18 protein-coding genes are annotated in these 22,636 nt (G+C 65.1%); 10 read left to right on the plus strand and 8 right to left on the minus strand.

Translation table 11 applies throughout. The annotated features are described in order from the left end of the window. Positions 1-22: 22 nt before the first annotated feature. The 7 genes from ACU8YE_RS12080 to ACU8YE_RS12110 all read left to right on the plus strand — a co-directional run bounded on the left by ACU8YE_RS12080 (position 23) and on the right by ACU8YE_RS12110 (position 5,719). On the plus strand, positions 23-511 hold the full coding sequence (locus ACU8YE_RS12080; protein ID WP_232040094.1) for a cupredoxin domain-containing protein: 489 nt from the start codon (positions 23-25) through the stop codon (positions 509-511). Positions 512-549: 38 nt separating this feature from the next. Further along, positions 550-876 carry a copper-binding protein gene (locus ACU8YE_RS12085; RefSeq protein ID WP_232040093.1) on the plus strand — a complete coding sequence of 109 codons (327 nt, stop codon included), beginning with the start codon at positions 550-552 and terminating at the stop codon, positions 874-876. A 228-nt stretch (positions 877-1,104) separates the two neighbouring features. After that, positions 1,105-2,274, plus strand: a complete 1,170-nt coding sequence (locus ACU8YE_RS12090) for a glycosyl transferase family 90 (RefSeq protein ID WP_433867724.1) — start codon at positions 1,105-1,107, stop codon at positions 2,272-2,274. 125 nt (positions 2,275-2,399) lie between these two features. After that, positions 2,400-3,191, plus strand: coding sequence for a phytanoyl-CoA dioxygenase family protein (locus tag ACU8YE_RS12095; protein ID WP_322017890.1), 792 nt, complete (start codon positions 2,400-2,402; stop codon positions 3,189-3,191). A 98-nt stretch (positions 3,192-3,289) separates the two neighbouring features. Continuing rightward, positions 3,290-3,511 carry a hypothetical protein gene (locus ACU8YE_RS12100; protein ID WP_232040090.1) on the plus strand — a complete coding sequence of 74 codons (222 nt, stop codon included), beginning with the start codon at positions 3,290-3,292 and terminating at the stop codon, positions 3,509-3,511. A 221-nt stretch (positions 3,512-3,732) separates the two neighbouring features. Next, the gene (locus tag ACU8YE_RS12105; protein ID WP_446928805.1) at positions 3,733-4,173 is read left to right on the plus strand and encodes a DUF2141 domain-containing protein; all 441 of its coding nucleotides are present in this window, start codon (positions 3,733-3,735) and stop codon (positions 4,171-4,173) included. Between the two features lie 19 nt (positions 4,174-4,192). Continuing rightward, positions 4,193-5,719: a carotenoid oxygenase family protein gene (locus tag ACU8YE_RS12110; RefSeq protein WP_446928806.1), complete on the plus strand. Its 1,527-nt coding sequence runs from the start codon at positions 4,193-4,195 to the stop codon at positions 5,717-5,719. Positions 5,720-5,732: 13 nt separating this feature from the next. On the opposite strand, the gene ACU8YE_RS12115 is transcribed toward ACU8YE_RS12110, so the two are convergent. After that, on the minus strand, positions 5,733-7,226 hold the full coding sequence (locus tag ACU8YE_RS12115; protein WP_446928807.1) for a M20/M25/M40 family metallo-hydrolase: 1,494 nt from the start codon (positions 7,224-7,226) through the stop codon (positions 5,733-5,735). A gap of 207 nt (positions 7,227-7,433) precedes the next feature. Between ACU8YE_RS12115 and ACU8YE_RS12120 the strand changes: the two genes are divergently transcribed. After that, the gene (locus tag ACU8YE_RS12120; RefSeq protein ID WP_232040083.1) at positions 7,434-8,351 is read left to right on the plus strand and encodes a LysR family transcriptional regulator; all 918 of its coding nucleotides are present in this window, start codon (positions 7,434-7,436) and stop codon (positions 8,349-8,351) included. A gap of 6 nt (positions 8,352-8,357) precedes the next feature. On the opposite strand, the gene ACU8YE_RS12125 is transcribed toward ACU8YE_RS12120, so the two are convergent. Then, positions 8,358-9,839, minus strand: coding sequence for an AMP nucleosidase (locus tag ACU8YE_RS12125; protein ID WP_092975103.1), 1,482 nt, complete (start codon positions 9,837-9,839; stop codon positions 8,358-8,360). 544 nt (positions 9,840-10,383) lie between these two features. On the opposite strand from ACU8YE_RS12125, the gene ACU8YE_RS12130 reads away from it, so the two are divergent. Together ACU8YE_RS12130 and ACU8YE_RS12135 are read left to right on the plus strand one after the other, a co-directional pair. After that, positions 10,384-12,033: a GGDEF domain-containing protein gene (locus ACU8YE_RS12130; RefSeq protein WP_316869490.1), complete on the plus strand. Its 1,650-nt coding sequence runs from the start codon at positions 10,384-10,386 to the stop codon at positions 12,031-12,033. A gap of 132 nt (positions 12,034-12,165) precedes the next feature. Then, positions 12,166-12,672, plus strand: a complete 507-nt coding sequence (locus ACU8YE_RS12135; protein WP_232040077.1) for an acyl-CoA thioesterase — start codon at positions 12,166-12,168, stop codon at positions 12,670-12,672. Positions 12,673-12,691: 19 nt separating this feature from the next. Here ACU8YE_RS12135 and ACU8YE_RS12140 read toward each other — a convergent pair whose 3' ends face one another. The 6 genes from ACU8YE_RS12140 to malQ form a co-directional block, all read right to left on the minus strand. Further along, positions 12,692-14,077 (minus strand): sensor histidine kinase, encoded by a 1,386-nt coding sequence (locus ACU8YE_RS12140; protein ID WP_414561588.1) that lies wholly within the window; start codon positions 14,075-14,077, stop codon positions 12,692-12,694. Between the two features lie 233 nt (positions 14,078-14,310). After that, positions 14,311-15,063 carry a class I SAM-dependent methyltransferase gene (locus ACU8YE_RS12145; protein ID WP_446928808.1) on the minus strand — a complete coding sequence of 251 codons (753 nt, stop codon included), beginning with the start codon at positions 15,061-15,063 and terminating at the stop codon, positions 14,311-14,313. Between the two features lie 118 nt (positions 15,064-15,181). Beyond that, the gene (locus tag ACU8YE_RS12150; protein ID WP_316869494.1) at positions 15,182-16,096 is read right to left on the minus strand and encodes an amidohydrolase family protein; all 915 of its coding nucleotides are present in this window, start codon (positions 16,094-16,096) and stop codon (positions 15,182-15,184) included. Between the two features lie 55 nt (positions 16,097-16,151). Then, on the minus strand, positions 16,152-17,399 hold the full coding sequence (locus tag ACU8YE_RS12155) for an MFS transporter (protein WP_232040071.1): 1,248 nt from the start codon (positions 17,397-17,399) through the stop codon (positions 16,152-16,154). 133 nt (positions 17,400-17,532) lie between these two features. Next, positions 17,533-20,355: a malto-oligosyltrehalose synthase gene (gene treY, locus ACU8YE_RS12160; RefSeq protein ID WP_446928809.1), complete on the minus strand. Its 2,823-nt coding sequence runs from the start codon at positions 20,353-20,355 to the stop codon at positions 17,533-17,535. Next, complete coding sequence (malQ, locus tag ACU8YE_RS12165) at positions 20,352-22,634, minus strand: 4-alpha-glucanotransferase (RefSeq protein WP_446928810.1); 2,283 nt, start codon at positions 22,632-22,634, stop codon at positions 20,352-20,354. Before malQ ends, treY begins: the two co-directional genes overlap by 4 nt. Between the last annotated feature and the right edge of the window lie 2 nt (positions 22,635-22,636).

A 22,636-nucleotide genomic window follows, 5' to 3' on the forward strand; every position in this document is an offset into this window, starting at 1 on the left:
CCATACGAAACCGAGACCGAATATGCAACGCAATCTGATCCGTTCCACCTTCCTGGCCGCGCTGATGTCGATGGCCGCCATCGCCCACGCATCCGGCAACCACGCCGGCGGGCATGACCATGGCGATGCCGCCATCGGCGAACCCGGCGACGCCGCCCGCATCACACGCACCGTGCGCGTCGACATGGCCGACACCATGCGCTTTACGCCCGCGCAGATCACCGTGCAGCGCGGCGAGACGATCCGCTTCGAGGTCGTCAACAGCGGCCACGTGCGGCACGAGATGACGCTGGGCACACCAGCCGACCTCGCGGCCCACGCTGAGCAGATGCGCAAGCACCCCGAGATGGAGCACGCCGACGGCAACGCCGTGACCGTTGACCCAGGCCAGCATGGCGAGATCGTCTGGCACTTCACGCGCACCGGCTCGGTGGAATTTGCCTGTCTGCAGCCCGGACATTTCGAAGCCGGCATGCGCGGCGCCGTGCAGGTGCGCGGCAACAGATCCTGATTTCCTCCCCAACCCCGTCTTTGAACAAGGAGTCCAACATGTTTCGCTACGCCCTGATGCTGACCGTGCTGCTGGCCGGTGCACCGTTTGTCCACGCGGCTGAGGATGCCGCTTCCGCCCCTGCGGCTACCGCTGCCGCTGCCGCCCCGATGTCAGAAGGTGAGATCAAGAAGATCGATACCGCTGCCGGCAAACTGACCATCAAGCACGGCCCGCTTGAGAACCTCGGTATGGAACCCATGACGATGGTGTTCCGAGTCCAGGATCCGGCCATGCTCACCAAAGTGCACGTTGGCAGCAAAGTGCGCTTTGTCGCCGAGAAGGTGAACGGCGCATTGACCGTGACGGCGTTGGACGTGCAGTAACGCGAGGGCCGGGGGCTGCTGGCTGCCCGTGCCGTCAATGCAGTGGACGAGGCTGACATGGTTCGTCGGCCTCGGACGACGGCAAAGTGTTACGTCATGACAACAGCCAAGCTGCGGCAAACGGGACGACCACCGAAGCGGCGGGCGCGACGCCAAGAAACGCAATGAGCGGCAAGATACTTACGGTAAAGTGAGGGCCGCCGCGAATGCGAGAGGCAGACGGGGTCGATGCGCTGTCCTGAAGTGATCGGAGATGCGCGATCGGCCGCAACGTGTGTCAGCGGCGAGCAGAAGTGGATCGTATGCCACTTGAATCTGCGTGTAGGGGGCTGGACATTTCGCTCGAGAGGCGACACCCCGGGTTTAAATTTCCGCGGCATCTTTTGGTTCATGCGTCAATTCAAATACCGCTTGAGCAGAGTCTCTGCAAAAAAATTCTGGTATTACTTTTCCAATGCCTCGAGCCATTTTCTGGCGGGCGCCACAAAGAATGGAAGAGCCGAGGCTCTTCTGAAAAGAAAAGGCGCCCACAGTGGCATGCAGGACGTCATCGATCGACTGAGTTATTACAACTCGGTGTCGGAGTCATTTGACCCGAGCCGCAATGCCGTCGAGTATTCACGGTTCTTTCTGAAGTCTTCAACCAGCACCATCGTGAACAAGGGGCGTGAAATAGGCAGCACCTATTTCTATGATCTCGTTGATCTGATGGACTATTTTGGCCCCGGCTACAGCTTCGACTACGACTGCGGCGACGTCACTGCCGAGCCGGCCCATCCGGCATTCGTGAAAAGCCGTCCCATCAAGAGCAGCTCACATAATGGGATCTTGTTGAAGCTGGACGCCATCCGGCATTTTTCGCTGGCACGCGACAAGATCGATTTCCACGACAAGAAGCCCATGGCGGTTTTTCGGGGGCCGTGCCATCAGGAACATCGGAAAGCGTTTGTCGATCGCTGTCACGACTTGGCAAACGTTGACATTGGCGATACTCGAAAATCGGAAATTGGGAAGGCGACTTACAAGTCACCGATGACGATTGCCGAGCAACTGCAATATAAATTCATCGTGAGCGTCGAGGGGAACGACGTTGCCACCAATCTCAAATGGATCATGTCCTCCAACTCGCTTTGCTTCATGCGGCGGCCTCGATATGAGACATGGTTCATGGAGGGCAGGTTGATTCCGGATGTGCATTATGTCTTGCTGAAGGACGATTATTCGGACCTCCAGGAGAAAATGGAGCATTACCGGAAGCACCCTGGCGATGCACTGGCGATCGTGCGCAACGCCAATCGTTGGGTAGCGCAATTCATGAACCGAGATCAGGAACGGCTGCTCGGCTTGATGGTGATCGCGAAATACTTTCGGTTGTCAGGCCAACAGGCGTTTTGGTAAAGCCCGATCAGGACGACGCGCACTGCGTTTGATCCTGGGCAGGTCAGCCGGGGAGCGGGTCTGCAATGCACACGGCGGCGCGTTACACTCGTTGTCTTTCGCCGTCTCCGTACGCTCTTTCCACCATGTCCGCGTCTGCCCCCATTGCCACCCACGCACACCCGCTTTCCGACGAGCAGCAAGCTTTCTTCAAGGAGCATGGCTACGTTGTGTTGCGCGGCTTCGTGAGCCAGCAGGTGAGCGCCGCGTTGCTTGCGGCCGCGCAGGAGGGGTTGGCCCGTGCGGCGGCGCCGGTGGAGCTGGAAACCGACGTCGGCTATGCCGGGGCACCGCTCTCGCGCGAAGCCGAGGGCGGCCAGACGGTGCGCCGCCTGCTCGACGCCGATTCACGCGGCACACCTTATACGGAATGGGCGCGCGACCCACGCGTGGCCGGCGCGATTGCGCAACTGATTGGCAGCCCTGTGCATCTTTCTCTCGCGCACCACAACTGCGTGATGACCAAGCACCCCGCGTTTGGCACCGCCACGCATTGGCACCGCGACAGCCGCTACTGGTCGTTCGCTCGCAACGAGCTGGTGTCGTCGTGGCTGGCCCTGGTGGAGGAGACCGTAGACAACGGCTGCCTGTGGGTGATCCCCGGCAGCCACACGCTTGACCTGCCCGCCGACCGGTTCGACGCCAAGCTGTTCCTGCGCCAGGAGCTGCCAGAAAACCGCGCATTGATCGACACCGCGCGCCCTGTGCCGCTGCTGCCCGGCGACGTGCTGCTCTTCCATTGCAACACCTTCCACGCAGCCCGCGCCAACCAGACCGGCGCCGTCAAGTTCTCGGCGGTCTTTACGTACTACGGCCCCGGTAATCATCCGCTGCCGGGCACGCGCTCCTCTGCGCGGCCCGATCCGCTGGTCGGTTGAGGTGCGCCCTCCCCCATTTGTAGGTGAGCGGCGGACAGATTTGTGTCACGGGCCTTTGTTAAGGTGAATTCCCAACGATCACGAACGGGGGAACCACAATGGCGATTCAGGAAGTGACGCACGGCTCGCATGTCATCTTCGTTGACCCGCTGCAACGCGACGATCATCGGTGGACGGCCCGTTTCCAGATTTGCCGTGCCGGCCATATCGTGTGTGACTGGGAAGACGTTGAGATGCCGGAAGGCTTTATCTCCGCCCAGCTTGCCCTGAGCGCGAGTGTGTTGCTGGCCGACCACCGCTTGTCGAGCTTGCCGCATTAGCGCCAACATCACAAAGCGCCCGCCGATCCGCGGGCGTTTTAGTGAAGCCTCCTGGCGTGGTCTCCTCAAGCTCCTGTGATTCGCTCATCGCCCGCAAGCGACCGTTTGCGCCCCGGCGCTCGCACTTCGTCGCATTGCCGCTGACTGCTGCGAAATGTCTGCCTACATTGCCTCCTGACCGCTGGCCTGCCAACGCATCGCCGGCCACTCAGGAGACGTTCATGACTGCCATGTTTTCTCTGCCGCGCCTTGCGCTGGCCCTGACGCTGACAGCACTTGCCGCAAGTGCCTCCGCCGCCACACTGACTGTGGTGGTGGAGGGCGCGCAAGGGCGCCAGGGGGCGGTGCGTGCCGCGATGTTCCGCGACGCCGCTGGTTGGCTCAAGCCCGATGCGGCCATCCGTGCTGACACTGCAGCGGTCGATAGCGTGTCCGGCGCAAGCGTCACCTTCGTGTACCCGGATTTGCCGGCGGGGCGCTACGCGTTGTCGGTCTTCCATGACGCCAACAACGATGCCAAGCTCGGCACCAACCCGGCCGGCATTCCCATCGAGCCATACGGTTTTAGCCGCGATGCACGCGGCCGCTTCGGACCACCCGCATTTGACGATGCTGCCATCGACGTGCAGGGCGACCAGCGCGTGACGATTCACTTGCATTGATCTTGAGCGAGGTCCCGTCATGCAACGCCGATCCTTCATTGCGGCCTTGGGCGCCGCACCGTTTGGTTTGACCCTGACCGATGTAATGGCCGCCACCCCGGACGCTTGGGCTGCCGGGTTTGCAGCGGCGCGCGTGCAGTACCCGTGGCTGGCGGGATACCAGGGCGTGAGCGCCGACATGCCGACTCGCGCGCTGAAGGTGGAAGGCAGGTTCCCGCCCGCGTTGCACGGCGCGCTCTATCGAAACGGCCCGGCGCGGCATGAGATCGGCGGCGTGCGCTACCACCACCTGTTTGATGGCGACGGCATGATCCAGCGTTACGACATCAGCGAGCAGGGCGTGACGCACCGCGGCGTGTTCGTGCGCACGGACAAGTTCATCGCCGACACCGCCGCCGGCCGGCCGTTGCGCGCGACATTCGGCACCGCCAACCCCGACATGGAGCCGGTCGCTTCGCCCGACAGCATCAATGTGGCCAACACCAGCCTGGTGATGCACGGCGACGAGATGCTTGCGCTGTGGGAAGGCGGCTCGGCCACGCGCGTCGATCCGGATTCACTGCGCACGCTGGGCGTGCAGACCTGGCGCGACGACTACAAGGGCATGCCGTTTTCCGCCCACCCCAAGGTCGAACCCGACGGCACGCTGTGGAACTTTGGCGTGAGCAGCGCGGCCGGTCTGCTGACCGTCTACTGTATGGGCCCGGACGGTGCGCTCAAGCGTGTGGAAACACTCAAGGTGCCGGACGTGGCGATGGTGCACGACTTTGCCGTGACGCAGCGTCACCTGGTGTTTCTGCTGCCGCCGTTCGTGTACGACGTGGAACGCTCGCGCGCAGGCATGGCGTTTCTGGATTCCCACGTCTGGCGGCCGGAGCTGGGCATGCGTGTGCTCGTGCTCGACAAGGACGACCTCACGCGCATGCGTTGGCTGCAGTTGCCGGCGGGCTTTGTCTTCCATCTGGGCAACGCGTGGTCGTCGCCGGATGGGCAGGAGGTCCATCTCGACTACATCCGCTCGGACGATGCCACGGTCGTCACCACGTCGCTGCGTGAACTGATGCGCGGTCAGATCCGCCCGTCGCCGGGCGCACGCTTCACGCAAGTGCAGTTGAACCTGCGCACCGGCCGTGCCAAGCAGTTCAGCACCGGGCACGTGGCCGAATTCCCGAAGATCGACCCACGCCGCACCGCGCAGCGTCATCACGCGTTGTTCATGGTGGCCCACACGGCGCCGTCGTCCAGCGGCACACCGCAGTCGCTCAACGGGTTCGACACCGTCATGCGTGTGGATACGGATTCCGGGCAGGTGGAGCAGTACCGCTTTGGGCACCGCACGCTGGTGGAGGAACACGTGTTCGTGCCGGCCTCGGCCAGCGCCCGTGAAGGCGAGGGCTGGCTGATCGGCACGGTGTTCGATGTGGATGCCGGTTGCACGAGGCTGACGGCCTTCGATGCACAACAGGTCGCCGCGGGCCCTGTGGCCATGGCAAGCCTGAACGGTGTGGCGCCGCTCGGCCTGCATGGGCTGTTTCGCCCGGCCTAGGCGCAGAGCACCGTCACAGCGGGTGCGTCAGCAGGCCGTAGATGGTGCGCACGCCGCTGACGTAGTTGCCCATCCGGAGGTTCTCGTTGGCAGCGTGCTGATTGTTATCGGCATTGACCAGCGGAATGATCGCGAAGGGCACCTGCAGCACACCAACGATTTCTGCGGTGGGCACCGTCCCGCCCATCATGCGGATGCGAACCGGCGCCGGGTTGGCACCAAACGTGTCGGTCAGCGATGTGTAGGCCCATGTGCCCACTGCCGAGTCGATCGGTGAGCCGGCAGCGTCTGCACCTTCGCTTTGATAGGTGAAGGTGGCCAGTTTGTCGTAACGGCTGCGCTCTTCATCCGTCGGGGCGTTCTTGACGAGGTGGTAGCCCTGGCGCTCGATGTGCTGCTCGATCAGCTTGCCGAGGTAGGCTGCGCTGGAGTCTGGCGTGGTTCGCAGGTCGAGTTCGGCGACTGCCTTGTCTGGCACGATGTTCGCCACCTTGTCGCCCACGGCCGCAGAGGCCATGCCGCGCACGTTCAATGACGGGTACTGCATCGCCTCCTGATAATTGGCGCCGACCTTGTCGGCATGCGCAATGCCCAGGCGTTTGTTGAGCGCTGCCTGGTCGTCGGGCACGGCCGCCATGATCTTGCGGTCGGCCTCGCTGATCTTCACGTGGTCGTAGTAGCCCGGCACCGTCACCCGGCCCTCGTCGTTCTTCATCGATGCCAGCAGGTTGGCCAACTGCTGGGCCGGGTCGCGGGCGTAGTTTCCGTAGTGCCCGCTGTGCAATGGCACCTTGCCGCCATAGACGGTGAGGCGGGCTTCGGCCGCCCCGCGGTTGCCAAAGACGAGGGTTGGCAGGTTGCTCGCGTGCATGGGTCCGTCGTGGATGACGATGGCGTCGCAGCGCAGCAGGTCGCGGTTTGCCTGCATCACCTTGCTGATCGACGGCGAGCCTTTCTCTTCTTCGCTGTCGAGAATGAGCTTGATGTTGACGGCAGGCTGGGCGCCGCTCGCCTTCAGTGCGTCGATGGCGGCCAGCATCATCATGATCGGGCCCTTGTCGTCGGCGGACGAACGGCCGAATACCCGCCATTCCGGAACGAGTGGGCCGCTGAACAGCTGCGCCGAGTCGATCTCTTCCCAGTTGCCTTGTGCGGTCTTGTGCTTGAGCACGGGTGTCCACGGGCTTTTCTGTGCCCACTGTGCGGGAATCACCGGCTGGCCGTCGAGGTGCATGTAGAACAGCACGGTTTTACGGGCAGCATCCGGGTTCGGCATTTCGGCATAGAGCATCGGCTTGCCGTTGTTTGCCAACTGCCTTGTCGTGAAGCCACGCTTACGGAATGCCTGCTCCAGCCAGTCGACATTCTTGCGGACATCTTCCGGCGCGATGGCGTCATTGGGCAGGGAGAGCAGTTGAAAGTATTCGCGGTACGTTGCCTGCGCATGGCGTTCGGCGTCTGCCGCAGAGAGTTCGGTGGCGCCGGCCAAGCCAGCGGCACCCAGCATGAGGGCCGCCACCAACGCCCGAAGGCGATGGGATGCGCGGGGCGAGGCAGTTTGACGGGCTGCGGGCTGAAGGGGCATCTGGGCACTCCGCTGATCGAACAGTTCCGGATGAGTCTGCGTATGCCACACCTTTTTGACCATTAGAATTTTCTTGGGATATCTTTGCGTTTTATGCAAAGCAAAAGGGCTCCGGCGCCTACGTCGCTCATGTCATCCCATCGCCTGCAGGAGACGTCCCTCCGCTATTTTCTGGAGGTTGTGCGCAGCGGTTCGTTGACGGAGGCGGCCGCGCGCCTGCACGTCAGCGCATCGGCCATCAGCCGGCAAGTTGCGATGCTTGAAGAGCTGCTGGGCGTGCCGCTGTTCGAGCGTCAGCCGCGCGGTATGCGGCCCAGCGCCGCCGGCGAACTGCTTGCCGCGCATGCCCTGCGCGGGGCGCTGGAGGCGGAGCGCGTGGTCTCGGATATTCAGGGCCTGCAAGGGCTGCAGCGCGGCCGCGTGCGCATTGCGTGCTCCGATGGCTTTGCGATCGAGTTTGTGCCACGCGCCATCGTGGCGTTTCGGGAGCGGCATCCTGGCATCCAGTTCGACCTGCGCGCTGAAGAGCCCATGCGCGTGACCGAGGCCGTCTTGCGTGGCGATGTGGACATCGGCCTGACGTACAGCCGCGCCGCCGTGCAGGGCATTCGCGTGGCGTATCAACAGCGCGGCTCGGTGTTCGCCATCATGCGGCCCGACCACCCGCTGGCGAAGTTCAACAGCGTGACGCTCGCGCAGATGCACCCATTTCCGATAGCGCTTTCCGGGCCGGACAACACGGTGCGCCAGTTGTTCGACATGGGCTGCAGCCAACGCGGGCTCGTGTTCGAGCCGGTGCTGGTCAGCAACCGCTTCGATGGGCTCTTGAGTTTCGTGCTGCAAGGCGGCGGCCTGGGCATTGCCGGGGAGATCACCGTGCGCGAGCGCGTGCAGCGCGGTGAGCTGCATGCCGCGGAGATCCGCGAGCGCGGCATGCGTGGGCGGACGGTGGAACTGCAGACCCTGGCGGGCCGCACCTTGCCCGAAGTGGTGCGGGTGTTTCTGGACTTCCTGCGCGAGGCGCTGCCGGAGCAGCCCCCGCGCTAACCCGCGCTACCGGAACGCGGGTTCGTCAAAGCTGCGCAGCTTGCGCGAGTGCAGCGCTTCAACGCCGCTTTCGCGCAATAGGCGCACGGCCTCCATGCCAATGTCCAAGTGCTGGCTCACACGTTGGCGATAGAACAGGTTGGCCATGCCGCGCAGCTTCAGCTCGCCGTGCAGCGGCTTGTCCGATACGCACAGCAGGGTCCCGTAGGGCACACGCAGCCGGAAGCCGTTGGCGGCAATGGTCGCGCTTTCCATGTCGATGGCAATGGCGCGCGACTGGTTGAAGCGGCTGTACAGCGCCTGGTACTTCAGCTCCCAGTTGCGGTCGTCGGTGGAGACCACCGTGCCGGTGCGCATGCGCGATTTCATGTCGGCGCCCGAGAGCCCCGTGATGCGCGCCACAGCCTCCTGCAGCGCCACCTGGATCTCGGCGATGGGCGGCACGGGCACCCACGGCGGCAGGTCCTGGTCGAGCACGTGGTCGTCGCGCACATAGGCGTGCGCGAGCACGTAATCGCCCAGCTGCTGCGAACGGCGCAAGCCGCCGCAGTGGCCGATCATCATCCAGCAATGCGGACGCAGCACGGCCAGATGGTCGGTGATGGTCTTGGCGTTGGACGGGCCCACGCCGATGTTCACCAGCGTCACGCCCAGGCGGTCTTCGCGCACCAGGTGGTAGGCGGGCATTTGCGGCAGGCCCTTGATGCGGTGGGAGTCGTCCGGTGCGGGCGTGCCGAGTTCGTGTTCGGTGTCGCCGGGCTCGACAAAGCGGATGTAGCCTTCGTCGTTGCCGTCTTCCATGAGCTTGCGCCCAAGGGCGGCAAACTCATCGACGTAGCGCTGGTAGTTGGTGAACAGCACGAAGCGCTGGAAGTGCTTCGGGTGCGTCGCGGTGTAGTGATACAGGCGCTGCAGGGCGAGGTCGACCCGCTCGGCCGTGAACATCGACAGCGGCTGCGGTTCGTCGCCGATGGGGCGGTAGGTGCCGTTGGCGATGGAATCATCGATCTGAGCGAGGTCGGGCAGCGTGAAGGCGCCACCCAACGCGCGCGCCTGTTCCGGCGTGATATCCACGGTGGACGCTTCCACCACGAACGGCAGCGGGATCGGCCGGTTGCTCACGCCCACCACGACAGGGCTGTTGTGATAGTGCAGCAGCCGTTCGATCTGCACGCGGTAGTAATCACGGAAGAGATCCGGCCGCGTGAGCGTCGTGCCGTACACGCCCGGATACGCCACCGTGCCCCACGCCGGCCGCGCGTCGCTCACCAGCGTTTTCGGGTCGACGGTGATGCCGAGGTAGGGGTAGCAGGCGGACAGGTCTTCGCTGCAATCTTCGCCCCGCGCAAACGCGTGGAAACGATCGCGGATGGCCTGCGCAGAGCGCTCGTAAATGGCGGTGATGCGCTCGACGGCGGTGTTGGCGTCAGTGCAGATCGCCAGGTCGTGCGCGGGATAGAGATGGGCTGTGGCGCGGGTATCGGTCATGTGTTCGATGATACCGACGTTTTGTGAAGCCAAGATAGCGGTGTCGCTCAAGTCACGGCATCCGAAACGGGACGTTCGCCCGTGCGCAAAAGCGTTGCCCGGTCGGCCTGTGGCAGGGGGCGTCCGGAGGGGCGGGCGCCACCCATTTGGGCGGTGCTCCATCCCCCGCTGCATAGCGGGACAGCGCAGCACGGACACCGCCCCCAAATACCCAAAAAACAGGAGCGCATGACAGCTCCGAGCTTTTCGGTAGTCCAGCGTGCAGGTGATTCCTACGCCGCGCAAACGAATTCTTCGGCAACCCGATATGCCGCTCTCAACGCGCGCAGGCCCCGCCATGCGCCGCAAAGCCGCACGGGCCTTCAGTTTTTACATTTCATGCCGATAGCGCTGGAAGGTGATCAAGTGCGCACCACGCAGTCAATCACCCGGCAACAGTGGTCGATACACTGCAAGAAACAACGAACGAACGGGGAATACACGTGGACCAACCCGCTGGCGTCGTCATTCGCCGGCATCCCTATGCGCACTGGGCGTGCCGATCATGCTGATCGCTGCACTGGCTTGCGCTGCACTCGTTTCGATCGCGCTGATTGGCCTCTCATGGCCGCGTCGCGATGACACGGAAGTCTCCGCCTTCATGCTGCTGGCGCTCGGTACCGCACTCTGGAGCGGCGCGCGCCTCATGGAAGTCGTCAGCTTCGAGATGCCCGTGCGCGTGGGCTGGGCCAAAGTTGCCTATCTCGGGATCATGATGGTGCCGGCCGCGTGGCTGCGCATGGTCGTTGGCCTCATACGGCCAGAGCTCAATGCATTGCTGCTGGTGCGCGTGGGTTGGGTGTTGACGCTGCTCGTGGGCGCCGGATTCGTCGGGCTGGTCGCTACCAATGAACTGCATCACCTGGTATGGCTTGATGCGCGTTTCGTCGTCATCGACGGCATACGGGGCGCGGTGTTCGAGCACGGGCGCATGTTCTGGGTGGCCACCGCCTACAACTACGTGCTGCTGGCTATCAGCCTAGTGCTGTTGGTGTTGCCCATCGACGAGGTTGCCTCCGGGCTCTATGTGTCGTCGCGCACGCAGGTGCGGCTGGCGCTTGTCATCGGGCAACTGCTGCCGCTGGTGGCGCATCTTGCCTATCTGCAGCGTTGGACGACGGCGCTCGGCGGCGATCTCACACCCGCCACGTTTGCCGTCAGCACAGCATTGCTCGGCTGGATCGTCTTGCGGCCGCGCCTGCGCGATACCGCCGCTTATGCTCGCGGCAAGATCATCGAATCCATGCGTGATGGTTGCATCGTGCTCGCCCGCGATGGCTCCATCGCCAGCATCAACGCCGCCGCGCGCCACCTGCTGCCGACTGCCAAGGTGCATGCAATGCCGCCAGGCGTGCTGAACGTGGCCGGCATCCTGCGCGAGTTTGAGCGTACGCGCCTGCCGAACCGCCATCAAGTCTGGTTGCCCGACACGGGTCGCACGCTGGAAGTCACGCTCGAAGGCTTGAGCGACGCGCGCGGCCGGCATGCCGGCGTATTCCTGCTGCTGCGCGACGTGACGGTCGAGCAGTTGCAGCGTGCCGGCATGGCCAGCGCCCAGGATGCACTGCGCGGCGAGTTGCAGCGCACGCAAGCCAAGCTCAGCGTGCTGGAGAAAGACGTCAACCGTGACGCACTTACGCACCTGTTCAACCGGCGCTTTTTTGAGACACAGGCCCCGCGCCTGTTCGACCACGCCCGCCGTGACAAGCGCCCTGTCACGCTGGCGCTGTTCGACATCGACTGCTTCAAGCAATACAACGACACCTACGGCCACCTGCGTGGCGACGATTGCCTGCGCATGGTGGCCGACACGCTGGGCACGGCGTGCCGCCACCCCGATGACTTCATCGCGCGTGTGGGCGGAGAAGAATTCGTCGCCATGCTGTTTGACCTGGATCGCGACGAGGCCCGGCTGGCCGTGGCGCGTGCGGTGGCCATGGTGGCAGAACGGGCCGAACCGCACGCGGCGTCCGTTGCCGCGCCGTACGTCACGCTGTCGGCGGGCGCTGTCACCCTTACGCCCGCCGACGAACACCTGGACGTATTGTTGGAATGGGCCGATGCGGCGCTCTACGATGCCAAGCGCAGCGGGCGCAATACGTTCCGCTTTCATCAGAGTCCGCCGGGGCTGCGGAGTGTTGCGGGCGGGGAGTAGGCCGCCCGTTCGTAGGGCTACGGCATTGGCTTGTTACGCAACGGCAAGTGCCTCGGAAGAATGGACACATGCGCGGGATCACCGCGCATGCGCGGCTGCCGCCAGCAGCCAATTCCATTCTTGGAGTATGCGATGCCGACAGGCCAATCCATTGCCACAGTCGTCAACCACTATCTGCGCAATGCCGAGCTGCCCGAAGCTATTTCCGCGCAGCAGACGTTCCAGCACGCCTTCGATGTCTATCTGAAGGATTCCAACGCCTACGCCAACACGTATTTCGCCCGGTATTTCGAGTGGCAGGGTGTGGTGCGCGAGCGGTGGTTTCACGAATGCATCGACGCGGACCTGCTCATGAGCGGGCGCGTGATCTTCGTGACCAAGCTCGCGCATCAGGAATTCGTTGAAGAGACATTCCCGTTTCAGCGCGTGGAATGCCACCTGAACACCTTCCGGGTGCAGCCGTGCTCGTTCTACATGGTGTTCCGGTTTGTTTCAGGCGGGCGGCTGGTGTCGCTAGGGTATCAGCAGGTGGTGTGCGCCAACGCCGAGCGCGTGATTCAGCGCTTGCCCGACCACGTGCGCACGCGTGTGAAGTCGTATGAGCTGGACACGCTGCCGGAGCTGGCGCACGTGTCCTGACGTTCTGAAGGTGTGAACGTCAGATAGCAGGAGGTTGGGGAAACCGCATGGAGAACAGCGTGTATTCCCCAACCACAGATTCGCACTGGATGCGCCCGCCAAATGCCTGCATGACGCGGCGGCAGAACGTCAGGCCCACGCCCGAGCCCTTGCCGACATGCTTGGTGGAGAAGAACGGGTCGAACATGCGGCGCTGCACGCTGGGCGGAATGCCGGTGGCGCTGTCGCGCACCACGAGCACATAGGCGTCTCCATCCTGGCGGGCGGAGATTTCGATGTGCCCCTTGCGCGCAATCTGGATGGCATGCAGCGCATTCTTGAGCAGGTTGAAGAGCACATACACCAGCAGCGTGTCGGAGCCCACGAAACGCCAGTCGGCGTTGAACGCCTGCACCTGCACGCGTTCGCGCTCACCAGCCTGGAACGGGTACTGCGCCACGGCCGTCTGGACGCATTCGTGCAGCGAATGGGCCGCGAAGGTGCGACGGTCCAGGCGCTCCAGCGTGACGGAGGCCAGGGCCATCTCGATCACGCTGTGTGCGGACGCGACTTCCGACGTGATGGCTCCCGCCAGTTTGGACAGGCGGTCCAGCATGGCCGGATGCTGCGGCGGTTGGCAAAGGCCGTTGTCGATGGCGAGCTGATAGCCGCGATAGACGTCTGGCCAGGCGCGGGCGATTTCTGCTGCCTGCAAGCGGATGGTCGTCAGCGGCGTGCGCACCTCGTGTGCCACGGTGGCAGCCAGTGCGTAAGGGCGCATCAAGTCGAACTTGACCACGCCCACGGCGATGATCCCGAGCGCAATGGCCAGGGGTAGCACCCCCGGCGGGTAGAACGCCATGCCGTAGTTGACTGCGTAGTCGGCTGCCGCCAACGAAATCAGTCCCACGCCGACGAGGCACGTCAGCAGTCGTTTGCGCTTCTCGGCCGTGGCATGCTGCTGCTCGCGGTAGAGCACCCACATGCCGCGCGTGACCAGCGCGGCTGTCTGGACGATATGCACGGCCTCCAGCACGCCTGCCTTCGGATAGAACCCGAAGTGGAACTGATACACACCGTCGATGACGAGATTGGTGGTCAGCAGCAGCGCGATCAGCATAGCGTCCAGCGCATAGGCAGCCACGAGCCAGCGCCGCTCACCCGGTGCCTCGGCCACCTCCACGGCAAAGTGATAGAGCATGGTCGGCATGACGAGGATGGCGATCCAGCCGAGCTTGGCGAGCACCTGGGCTGCGCCCACGTCTTGCGTCTGGAAGAGAAACGCCCAGATGCCTTGCCACAGGCACGTGAGCGTTGTCATGCCGAGAAACGCCAGGCTCGCGCGCGTGCGGCCGCGCGTGGTCACGACGTAGACGCCGTAGAACAGGAAGAGCGACGAGACGAAGGCGGGGAACAGGGCGTACATGGAAATCGGAAGTCGGCGCAGTGGCCGCGCGCCAATGCCGACCAGGATCGACGGTAACCCGGAAGGCTACCGGCAACCCCGCGTTCGTACACGTGTTCCGATATCACATTTTTTTCATTCTGGATTAAGCGAAACCCTGAAAACGGCGCCGTATCGCGGCATCCCTCCAACGGGTGTGACAAAAAGGATGAGAAGGATGGAGGCGCCCGAGGAGTTCAAGCGGCTCACATGGCTCAGGTGGCCTCGATCAGCATCGCGTCGATGGCAAATGAATGGTCGGGCGCCACGGCAAAGTACGTGCGTGCTTCATCGGCCGCGCGGTCGAACAGGTCGCGGATGGCATCTGCGCGCACCTGCGGGGTGCGGATGCGGGCGATCCAGCTGTCGAAGGCCATCGTCAGCTTCCACGTGCGCGGGGTGCCAGGCTGGAAACCGGCCTCGGCCAGCATGGCCTGCCATTCGGACACACGGTAGTCGCGTACGTGCGACGCGTCGCGCAGCACCTCGGCGGTTTGCAGCAGCGTGTCGAGCAGCGGTGCTTCCGGCGCGACGATATCCACGATGACGAGCTTGCCGCGGGGTTTGAGCACGCGGCGCGCTTCAGCCAGGCCCTTGCGCACGTCGTACCAGTGGTGAGCAGAAAAACGCGTGGCAACGATATCGAACGCGGCATCGTCAAAGGGCAGGCTCTCGGCGCGGCCGGCTTGCGTGTGCAATTGCACAAGGCCGCGGCGCGCTGCTTCGGCGGCCACCACGCTGAGCATGTCTTCCGACAGGTCATACGCCACCATGGCCGCCACGTGCGGCGCCATCGCAAAGCTCACGTGCCCGCCGCCGCAGCCAAGATCAAGCACCTTGGCATGCGGCACCGATTGCGCCAGCGCCGCCAGCGCGTCCAGATCGGCGCCCTGCGCATGCACTGCGCTGGTCAGGTAGGCCTGGGCGACCTGGCCGAATTGCTGGTCGACGAGTCGATGCTGCTGCATGGCTGCTCCTTGTGGCTTGTTGGGATGAGGAGCGGCCAGTGTAGGAGCGCGGCCCGCGCGGCGAAATTCGTGATTCGCGAAATGGGGTATCGCGCGGGCGGCAGCAGCAGTTGCGCGTTCAGACGAAGCGGAACAACTGCGCGGGCGTGTCGATCAGCACCTGCTTGCGGTCTGCTGCGTTGGGCAGCAGCACACCGGCGAAGGCCCACATCTTGTCGTAGTTGATTTGCGATTCGAACTGCGTGTGCGGCCAGTCGCTGCCCCAGACGAGGCGGTCCAGGCCGAGTGCATCCTTCAGGCGCGGCATGGCGGCCTGGGCGATGGCTTCGCCGCGGCCGTTGGCGCCGTTCCGGTAAGCGCCGGAAATCTTCACCCACACGCGGCGCGAGCGGCCAGCGGCGAGCAATGCGGCAAAGCCGGGGTCGTCCACACCGAGCGCCGGATCGGGGCGGCCGAAGTGATCAACCACCACGTTCACCTGCGCATCCAGCAGCGGCTGCAGCAGCGCGGGCAGGCGGCGTGCCTCGACATGCAATTCCACATGCCAGCCGAGCGCATGCAGGCGTGCCAGCGCGGCTTGCCACACGGGCGATTTCAATTGCGGGTCTGCCGCACCGATCAGGTTCAGGCGAATGCCGACGATGCCCTCGGCGTTCATCTGCGTGAGCAAGGTCTCGGGCGCGGCCGGGTCGATCACGGCCACACCGCGCAGGCGCTGGGGCGCTTGCTTGAGCGCGGCCAACAGATAGCTGTTGTCGACCCCCAGGAAGCTTGGCTGGATCAGCACGCCGTGCGACACGCCATGCGCGTCGAGCTGCGCGAGGTAGGCCGACAGCGGTGCGTCATAGGTGGGCGCATAGCGGCGCGCACCGGCCAGCGGCAAGCCGCGCTCGAATACATGCGCGTGCGTGTCGATGGCGGTGATGCGAGCGGGGCCTCCGCGCGAGATGTTGCTGGTGGTGGCGCAGCCGGCAAGGGCGGTGGAACCTAGCATGGCAAGCAACCCAGTGTTGAAGGCGCGGCGAGTGGGCATGGGGTCTCCTGGCGGCGACGGATCGAGTGCGTCGTCATGGTTTTGTGATGGGTGTTCAGACGGTCACGGCGGCGAGGTCGCGGCCCTTCGTCTCGGGCAGCATCAGCACCGCCACCGCGACGATCGAATAGGCGATGGCCGCGTCGATGCCGATGGCCGTGCCCAGCGACATCGATGCACTCATCTTGCCGACCAGCACCGGGAAGGCGGCAGACACCACGCGGCCGAAGTTGTAGCAAAAGCCCACGCCCGTACCGCGCACGCCCTGCGGATACAGCTCGTTGAACAGCGCGCCCATGCTGGCTGGAATGCCCGCCGCAAAGAAGCCCAGCGGAAAGCCCAGCACCAGCATCGCGCCATCCGACAGCGGCACCAGCAGATACACGAGCACCGTCACCACGCAGCAGCACGAGAACAGCAGGATGTTGCCGCGGCGGCCGAGCACATCCAGCAGCCACGCGCTGGCCACGCAGCCGCACCAGAAGGCGAAGATGATCACGGCCAGGTAGCCGCCCGTGCCCAGCACCGACAGGTGGCGCTCCGTCTTGAGATACGTCGGCAGCCACGTCATCAGCGCGTAGTAGCCGCCGTGTGCGCCCACGCCAAGCAGGCCGCCGATCAGCGTCATGCGCAGCACCTGCGGGCGGAAGATGTCGAGCAGCGGAAAGCGCGAGATCGGCATCGCATTGGCGTTCGCATCCGGCTTGGCGGCCGGCACGGGTTCCTTCACGCCACGGCGGATGTAGATGATGAGCAGCGCCGGCAGCAACCCCGCAGCAAACATGACGCGCCAGGCGAGGTCCGGCTCGATGAAGGAATAGGTGAGCGCATACAGCAGCACCGCCGCGCCCCAGCCCACGGCCCACGCGCTCTGCACGGTGCCCATGGCTTTGCCGCGGTGGCTGGCGCGAATGCTCTCGGCCATCAGCACGGCGCCCGCCGCCCATTCGCCGCCAAAGCCAAAGCCCTGAATGGCCTTCAGCACCAGGAACTGCTCGAAGTTCTGCGCGAAGGCCGAGGCGAATGTGGCCAGCGAAAACCACAGCACCGTGATTTGCAGCGTGCGCACACGGCCGAAGCGGTCGGTCAACGCCCCGGCAATCCAGCCGCCCAGCGCGGACGCCACCAGCGTGACGCCCGACACCAGCCCGGCCTCAGTCTTGCCGATGTGCCAGGCCGCGATGATGGTCGGGATGACGAGGCTGAACATCTGCACGTCCAGCGCGTCGAGCGCCCAGCCGCCAAAGCAGGCCCAGAACGTGCGCTTTTCCCCTTTCGAAATCTCTTTGAACCAGCCGAACATGCGGTCTCCTCCGGGTGACGTGAGCGTCGCGTTCATCACGCATTACTCTAGTCATCTATATGAATAGAGGAATTCTAGGGCGCAGCAGGAGACGGTGCAGTCGGTGTTAACCCGAGCGGAGGTGAAACGGCGGTCAGGTGTGCAGCAGGGCGACTGGCAGGTGGGCGAGCACCTGCCCCAACGCAAGGCGGGGGCTGTGCAGGGTCTGGCCGTCAAAAGCGCTATGCAGCGGCGTGTGCGAAAGCGCGGCCGGCAGGCAGACCGTGGTGTCCCGCCACGCGCCGTCCGCAAAGGTTGGTGCGGCGGTATGGCCCAGCAAGGCGGAGGCATGCAGCGGCACGATCGCGACGACCGCCTGGGCGCCATGCACACGCGCAAACGCCAGCACGTGGTGTGCGCCGCTGCCGGTTACGGCCAGCGGTTGGTAGTCGCCGGATTCGAACACCGCTGGCAGCGCGGCACGCAGGGCAAGAGCACGTGCCAGCACGGCTTGCTTGATGCGGCCATCGGTCCAATGCGTCAGCAGCGATGCGAGGCTGTGTCCGGCATGCACGTGCAATGCCCGCAATGCGCGATGCCGCGCGGCATAGTCGACGGGCCGGCGGTTGTCGGGATCAACGAGGCTGGTGTCCCAGAAATCAGCGCCCTGATATAGGTCGGGCACGCCGGGCAACGTGGTGCGCAGCAAGGTCTGGGCGAGGCTGTTGATGGCCGCGGCCGGGGCCACGCTTTGCACGAAGGCCGAGAGGGAAGGCAGGAAGGTCGGGGCGGCCTCGCCCGTCAGCAGCGTCAAGACGAAATCGCGGCTGGCGGCTTCGTACTCTGCATCGGGCGCGAACCAGTCGGTGCGCAGCTTGGCTTCGCGTTGCGCCTTTTCCTGCCACTGCGCGACACGCTCGGCCAGCTCGCGCACGGCATCGGCGTCATGCCAGTCCAGATCCGCAGGCCAGATCCCCACCAGTGTCTGATACAGCATCCACTGAGCGGCGGGTGAGGGGGCTGGGCCGGTCGGCAATTGGCGCACCCATGCAGCGTGTTCTGTGCGCCATTGGTGTGCGGCGGCCAACCACTGCGTGGGACGTTCCGACAGCACGGCCAACCGGGCGCGCACGTCTTCGCCGCGCTTGTGGTCGTGCGTGGCGGTGGCGAGCATCGCGTGCGGCCAGGTGTGGGCGCGCGCTTGCATGGCGTGATGGAACGCGTTGGCGCTCATCGAGAACTCGCCCGGATCCGCGCCGACCTCGTTGCGCGACAGCAGGCGCCCGTAGCGGTAGCACGCCGTGTCTTCCACCGCCTTGGCCGCCACCGGCGACGACAACTGCTGGCACCGCCGCAATGCGAGTTGGCGCAGCTTGTCCTGCCCGGCAGGTTGCCTGCCCAGCCAGGCATCGAGCCAGCCGAGCACCGGTTGATCAATGCGCCGCAGGCAGGTTGCCGCCCCCGACATGGCGGTTTGCACGATGGCCGAATCCTGCGCATCGCGCTGTTGCGCATTCGCATAGGTGCGATACACGGGAAAGTGGACGATCACCTCAGCAAGCGCACGACGGATGGCGTGCCACGTCATGTCGTGGCTGCTGCGGTTCTGCTGTGCCACCGCGTGCAGTGCTGACGTGGCTGCATCGAGTTCTGCCGCAAAGTGCGCATGCAGGATCTGGCGGCGTGCCGGTACTGCTGTGGCCGAAAACGGGGCTTCAGCCGCCGGCGCCCCGATCCATTCCAGCCAGCCCTGCGTGAGCGCGGTCTCGCCGTGCGCGTCGTGCAACAGCGCGCCCACCTGATTCATGAAGTCGTAGCCACTGGTGCCGTCGACGCCCCAGTCGGTGCGCATGGCTTCATCGGGGGCGAGGATCTTTTCGACAACGATCCACGGGCGACTCGTGAGCCGGTCAGCAGGGCGTGCCGCGTGTTCGGCTTGCAGGCGGCGGCGTAGCTGGCGGCAGTACGCGGCTGGGTCGGCCAGACCATCCACGTGGTCGATGCGCACACCGTCAATCCAGCCCAGGCGATAAAGCCGGAAGAGCAGCGCGTGCGTCGCTTCAAACACCTCGGCGCGCTCCATGCGCAGGCCGGCCAGTGAGCCGATGTCGAAGAAGCGGCGCCAGTTGATCTCGTCGTTAGCGGTGCGCCAGTGGGCAAGGCGCCAATGCTGGCGCGCCATCAGGGCTTCAAGTTGATCGGGTTGCGCGTTGATCGTGCGCAGGGCCCCGGCAATGTGTGCAGCGCCGGCTTCCGTACTGGCGAGGTTGCGCAGCGCGTCGCGTGCTTCATCGGCACGCTCGCGGCGCGTGCGCAGTGAGCGGATCGTGCCGAGCGCGGCAAAGCGGTCGGCCACCGCGTGTGTGGCGGTGTCGGCGTTGCCGGCACGAAGCAGCGTCGCGTAGTCGGCCAGCGCAATCGGGAACCGGTGGTCGTAGTACGCAATGGCCAGCCGGGCGGCTGTGTCGTCGTAGGCGAGTTGCAGTCGGCCGCCGGCCAGTGCGTCGGCGTAGTTCTCGCCCAGGAAAGGCGCGAGCACCTTGTTGCGCAGCGCCGGGTTGGGCGGCTGCCAGTCGATATCGAAGAAGTTGGCGTAGGCGCTGTCGGGCCCGGATTCGAGCACGTCCAGCCACCACGCGTTGTGTGCGCCGCCCACGCCCATGTGGTTCGGCACGATATCGACGATGAGGCCCATGCCACGCGCATGCAGCGCATCCACCAACTGTTCTAGCGCGCGTTCACCCCCCAGCTCGGGGTTCACGTGTGTAGGGTCGACTACGTCATAGCCATGTGTGGAGCCTGGCTGCGCCGTGGTGATGGGCGACGTGTAGAGATGCGAGATGCCGAGCGCGGCGAAGTCATCCACTAACGCGCGCGCATGGTCGAACGTGAAGTCGCGGTGCAATTGCAGCCGCACCGTAGCGCGGGGCACACGTTGGAGGGTGACGGGGGCGAGGAGGGTGGTCTGTTCGCTCATGACGTGCTGTTGCGCGCGTTGGCCAGCGCGTACAGGCGCGCTTGCACCGTGGGCGTGTCGAGCAGCGTGCCGGACGGCCCAGGCAGGCGACGCCGCCAGTTCGGGTGGGTGTCGATCGTGCTTGGCAGGTTCGGCTGTTCGACAAGGCCCAGCAGGTCTTCCAGCGGCACCAGCGCAAGCGGCGTGTTGGCAGCGCCCGTGAAAACGGTGGCCGCCGTGGCAAAGTCCTGCGCGCTGGCTTGCAGGATGACTTCGGCTTGTGCTGCAGTGGCCGCGCGCGCCTGTTCCAACGCAGCCTGCAGCGGCGCCACGCCGATCATCGGCACACCGCCATCGGCCAGCACCAGCCGGTTGTGCTCTGCAAAGGCCGCCACCAGCGCGGCGCGATCGTCCATGCGGCGTGCGTGCGCTTCGCCCTCGGTCATGCCGGCGGGCAGCAGGCCGAGCTGGGCTTGCCAGCGCAGATCGTTGCCGATCCACCAGCCGACGAGCGTGGGCAGATCGTGCGTGCTCGTCATCGCCACCGATGCCGGGGCCCATGTGCGCGGCGCCTTGAAGGGGGCATCGTCGCGCGTGTACTCGCGCTCGAACCAGAGGATGCGCATGCCAAGCAGGCCCTCGTCGGCAAGCTTGTCGCGCAGGCCAGGCGGTACGGTGCCGAGGTCTTCCCCAATGACGATGCAGCGGTTGCGCCACGATTCCAGCGCCACCAGCCGCAGCAGATCCTGCATCGGGTAGCGCAGGTACACGCCGTCGAGCGGACGGGCGCCATCGGGAATCACCCACAGCCGCATCAGCCCGAGCACGTGGTCGATGCGCACGCCGCCGGGCACGGCCATCACTGCGCGCAGCATCTCGATAAACGCCGAGAAGCCTTGCGTGCGCATGGCGCGCGGGCTGAATGTCGTCAGCCCCCAGCCCTGGCCCTGCGCGTTGAACACATCGGGTGGCGCCCCCACCGTCACGCCGATCAGCAAGTCGCGCTGCCGGGCCCATGCATGGCTGCCCGCGCTGTCGGTGCCCACAGCGAGGTCGGCGATGAGGCCGATGGCCATGCCGGCGTTCTGCGCGGTGCGTTGCGCAAGGGCCCACTGGCGTGCCGCAGCCCATTGCAGGAAGAGGTGGAAATTCACTGCATCTTCATGCTCGCGTGCGAAGGCCTGCACGCCAAGATAGCTCGGATGTTGATACTGCTCGGGCCACTGCTTCCAATGCGCGGGCCCAAGGTGCGCATTCAGTGCCTCAAAGTGCGCGTGATCGCGCAGGCTCGTGCCGCCATCAATGCAGTACGCGCGAAAATCGTCCAGCAGCATCTGGGCGACGGTGTCTCCAAGCGGCGCCTGCAGCAAGCGGCGATGCAGCGCGCGCAGCACCGTCATGCGGGCGTTGCCGCTGGCCGGCCAGTCGATGAGCTGTGCGGCTTCCAGGCGAGCGTAGTCCGCGACAAGATCGCAGTCGACGACGGCCTGTCGCACGGCTTCGTCCCCAAAGAGCGCGGCCGGGTCGATCATCCACGCGTTCAGGAACAGGCGGCTCGATGGCGAGTACGGTGAATAGCGACGCGCGTCGGCCGTGAACATGGCATGCACGGGGCTGAGCGCCAATGCATCCGCACCGCGCTGCGCGAGATGCCGCGCCAGCGTGCCCGCAGCGGTGTAGTCGCCAAGGCCCGCGCTGCTGGCGGCGCGTGCGGGATCGCATCGCAAGCCGTAGAGCTGTGCGGAGGCGCCCCACAGGCGGGTGTCGGCCGGGCGATCGTGCTGGCGCAGCGCGTCGGCCACGCCATAGCAACGCGCAGGCGCAATTGCGAGCGTGGCTTCGATCACGGTGCCCGGCCCCGCGTCGATGGTCAGGCGGTGGTAGCCCACGGCCTGCACCGGCGCCAGGCGCAGCGTTGCATGGTGCTCGCTTGCGCTGACGCTGATCTTGCCCTCCGTGCTGCCGTCGAATTCAAAGTCGACACGATAGATTTGGCCGCCCAGCAACGCGGCTTGCGGCGCCGAGGTCTGCAGCACGATCGGCTGTCCGACCACGCCGGTTACAAGCGGCGGTATGGCCACCGCTTCGGCTTCTGCGCGCAGGCGGGCCTGGCTTTCCGATACCTGGGTCGGCGTGCCGGCCGGCAGCCCCAGCGTAAAGAGCACCGCGCGCAGCACTTCGTCGGCTACGCGCATGGGGCGGCTGGCAGCGTCTTCCCAGTCGACCAGTAGCCCGGCATCCGTGGCCAGTTGCTGGAGCGGCGTGCGCTGCGTGCCTGAGGAGGGGGTCGTGCGGTCCATGG

Source organism: Ralstonia sp. VS2407 (assembly GCF_052950655.1).

Bases quoted from the DNA above. Each gene is read 5' to 3' on its own strand.
- ACU8YE_RS12080 (WP_232040094.1), top strand. From the start codon at position 23: ATGCAACGCAATCTGATCCGTTCCACCTTCCTGGCCGCGCTGATGTCG.
- ACU8YE_RS12085 (WP_232040093.1), top strand. From the start codon at position 550: ATGTTTCGCTACGCCCTGATGCTGACCGTGCTGCTGGCCGGTGCACCG.
- ACU8YE_RS12090 (WP_433867724.1), top strand. From the start codon at position 1,105: ATGCGCTGTCCTGAAGTGATCGGAGATGCGCGATCGGCCGCAACGTGT.
- ACU8YE_RS12095 (WP_322017890.1), top strand. From the start codon at position 2,400: ATGTCCGCGTCTGCCCCCATTGCCACCCACGCACACCCGCTTTCCGAC.
- ACU8YE_RS12100 (WP_232040090.1), top strand. From the start codon at position 3,290: ATGGCGATTCAGGAAGTGACGCACGGCTCGCATGTCATCTTCGTTGAC.
- ACU8YE_RS12105 (WP_446928805.1), top strand. From the start codon at position 3,733: ATGACTGCCATGTTTTCTCTGCCGCGCCTTGCGCTGGCCCTGACGCTG.
- ACU8YE_RS12110 (WP_446928806.1), top strand. From the start codon at position 4,193: ATGCAACGCCGATCCTTCATTGCGGCCTTGGGCGCCGCACCGTTTGGT.
- ACU8YE_RS12115 (WP_446928807.1), bottom strand. From the start codon at position 7,226: ATGCTGGGTGCCGCTGGCTTGGCCGGCGCCACCGAACTCTCTGCGGCA.
- ACU8YE_RS12120 (WP_232040083.1), top strand. From the start codon at position 7,434: ATGTCATCCCATCGCCTGCAGGAGACGTCCCTCCGCTATTTTCTGGAG.
- ACU8YE_RS12125 (WP_092975103.1), bottom strand. From the start codon at position 9,839: ATGACCGATACCCGCGCCACAGCCCATCTCTATCCCGCGCACGACCTG.
- ACU8YE_RS12130 (WP_316869490.1), top strand. From the start codon at position 10,384: ATGCTGATCGCTGCACTGGCTTGCGCTGCACTCGTTTCGATCGCGCTG.
- ACU8YE_RS12135 (WP_232040077.1), top strand. From the start codon at position 12,166: ATGCCGACAGGCCAATCCATTGCCACAGTCGTCAACCACTATCTGCGC.
- ACU8YE_RS12140 (WP_414561588.1), bottom strand. From the start codon at position 14,077: ATGTACGCCCTGTTCCCCGCCTTCGTCTCGTCGCTCTTCCTGTTCTAC.
- ACU8YE_RS12145 (WP_446928808.1), bottom strand. From the start codon at position 15,063: ATGCAGCAGCATCGACTCGTCGACCAGCAATTCGGCCAGGTCGCCCAG.
- ACU8YE_RS12150 (WP_316869494.1), bottom strand. From the start codon at position 16,096: ATGCCCACTCGCCGCGCCTTCAACACTGGGTTGCTTGCCATGCTAGGT.
- ACU8YE_RS12155 (WP_232040071.1), bottom strand. From the start codon at position 17,399: ATGTTCGGCTGGTTCAAAGAGATTTCGAAAGGGGAAAAGCGCACGTTC.
- treY (WP_446928809.1), bottom strand. From the start codon at position 20,355: ATGAGCGAACAGACCACCCTCCTCGCCCCCGTCACCCTCCAACGTGTG.
- malQ (WP_446928810.1), bottom strand. From the start codon at position 22,634: ATGGACCGCACGACCCCCTCCTCAGGCACGCAGCGCACGCCGCTCCAG.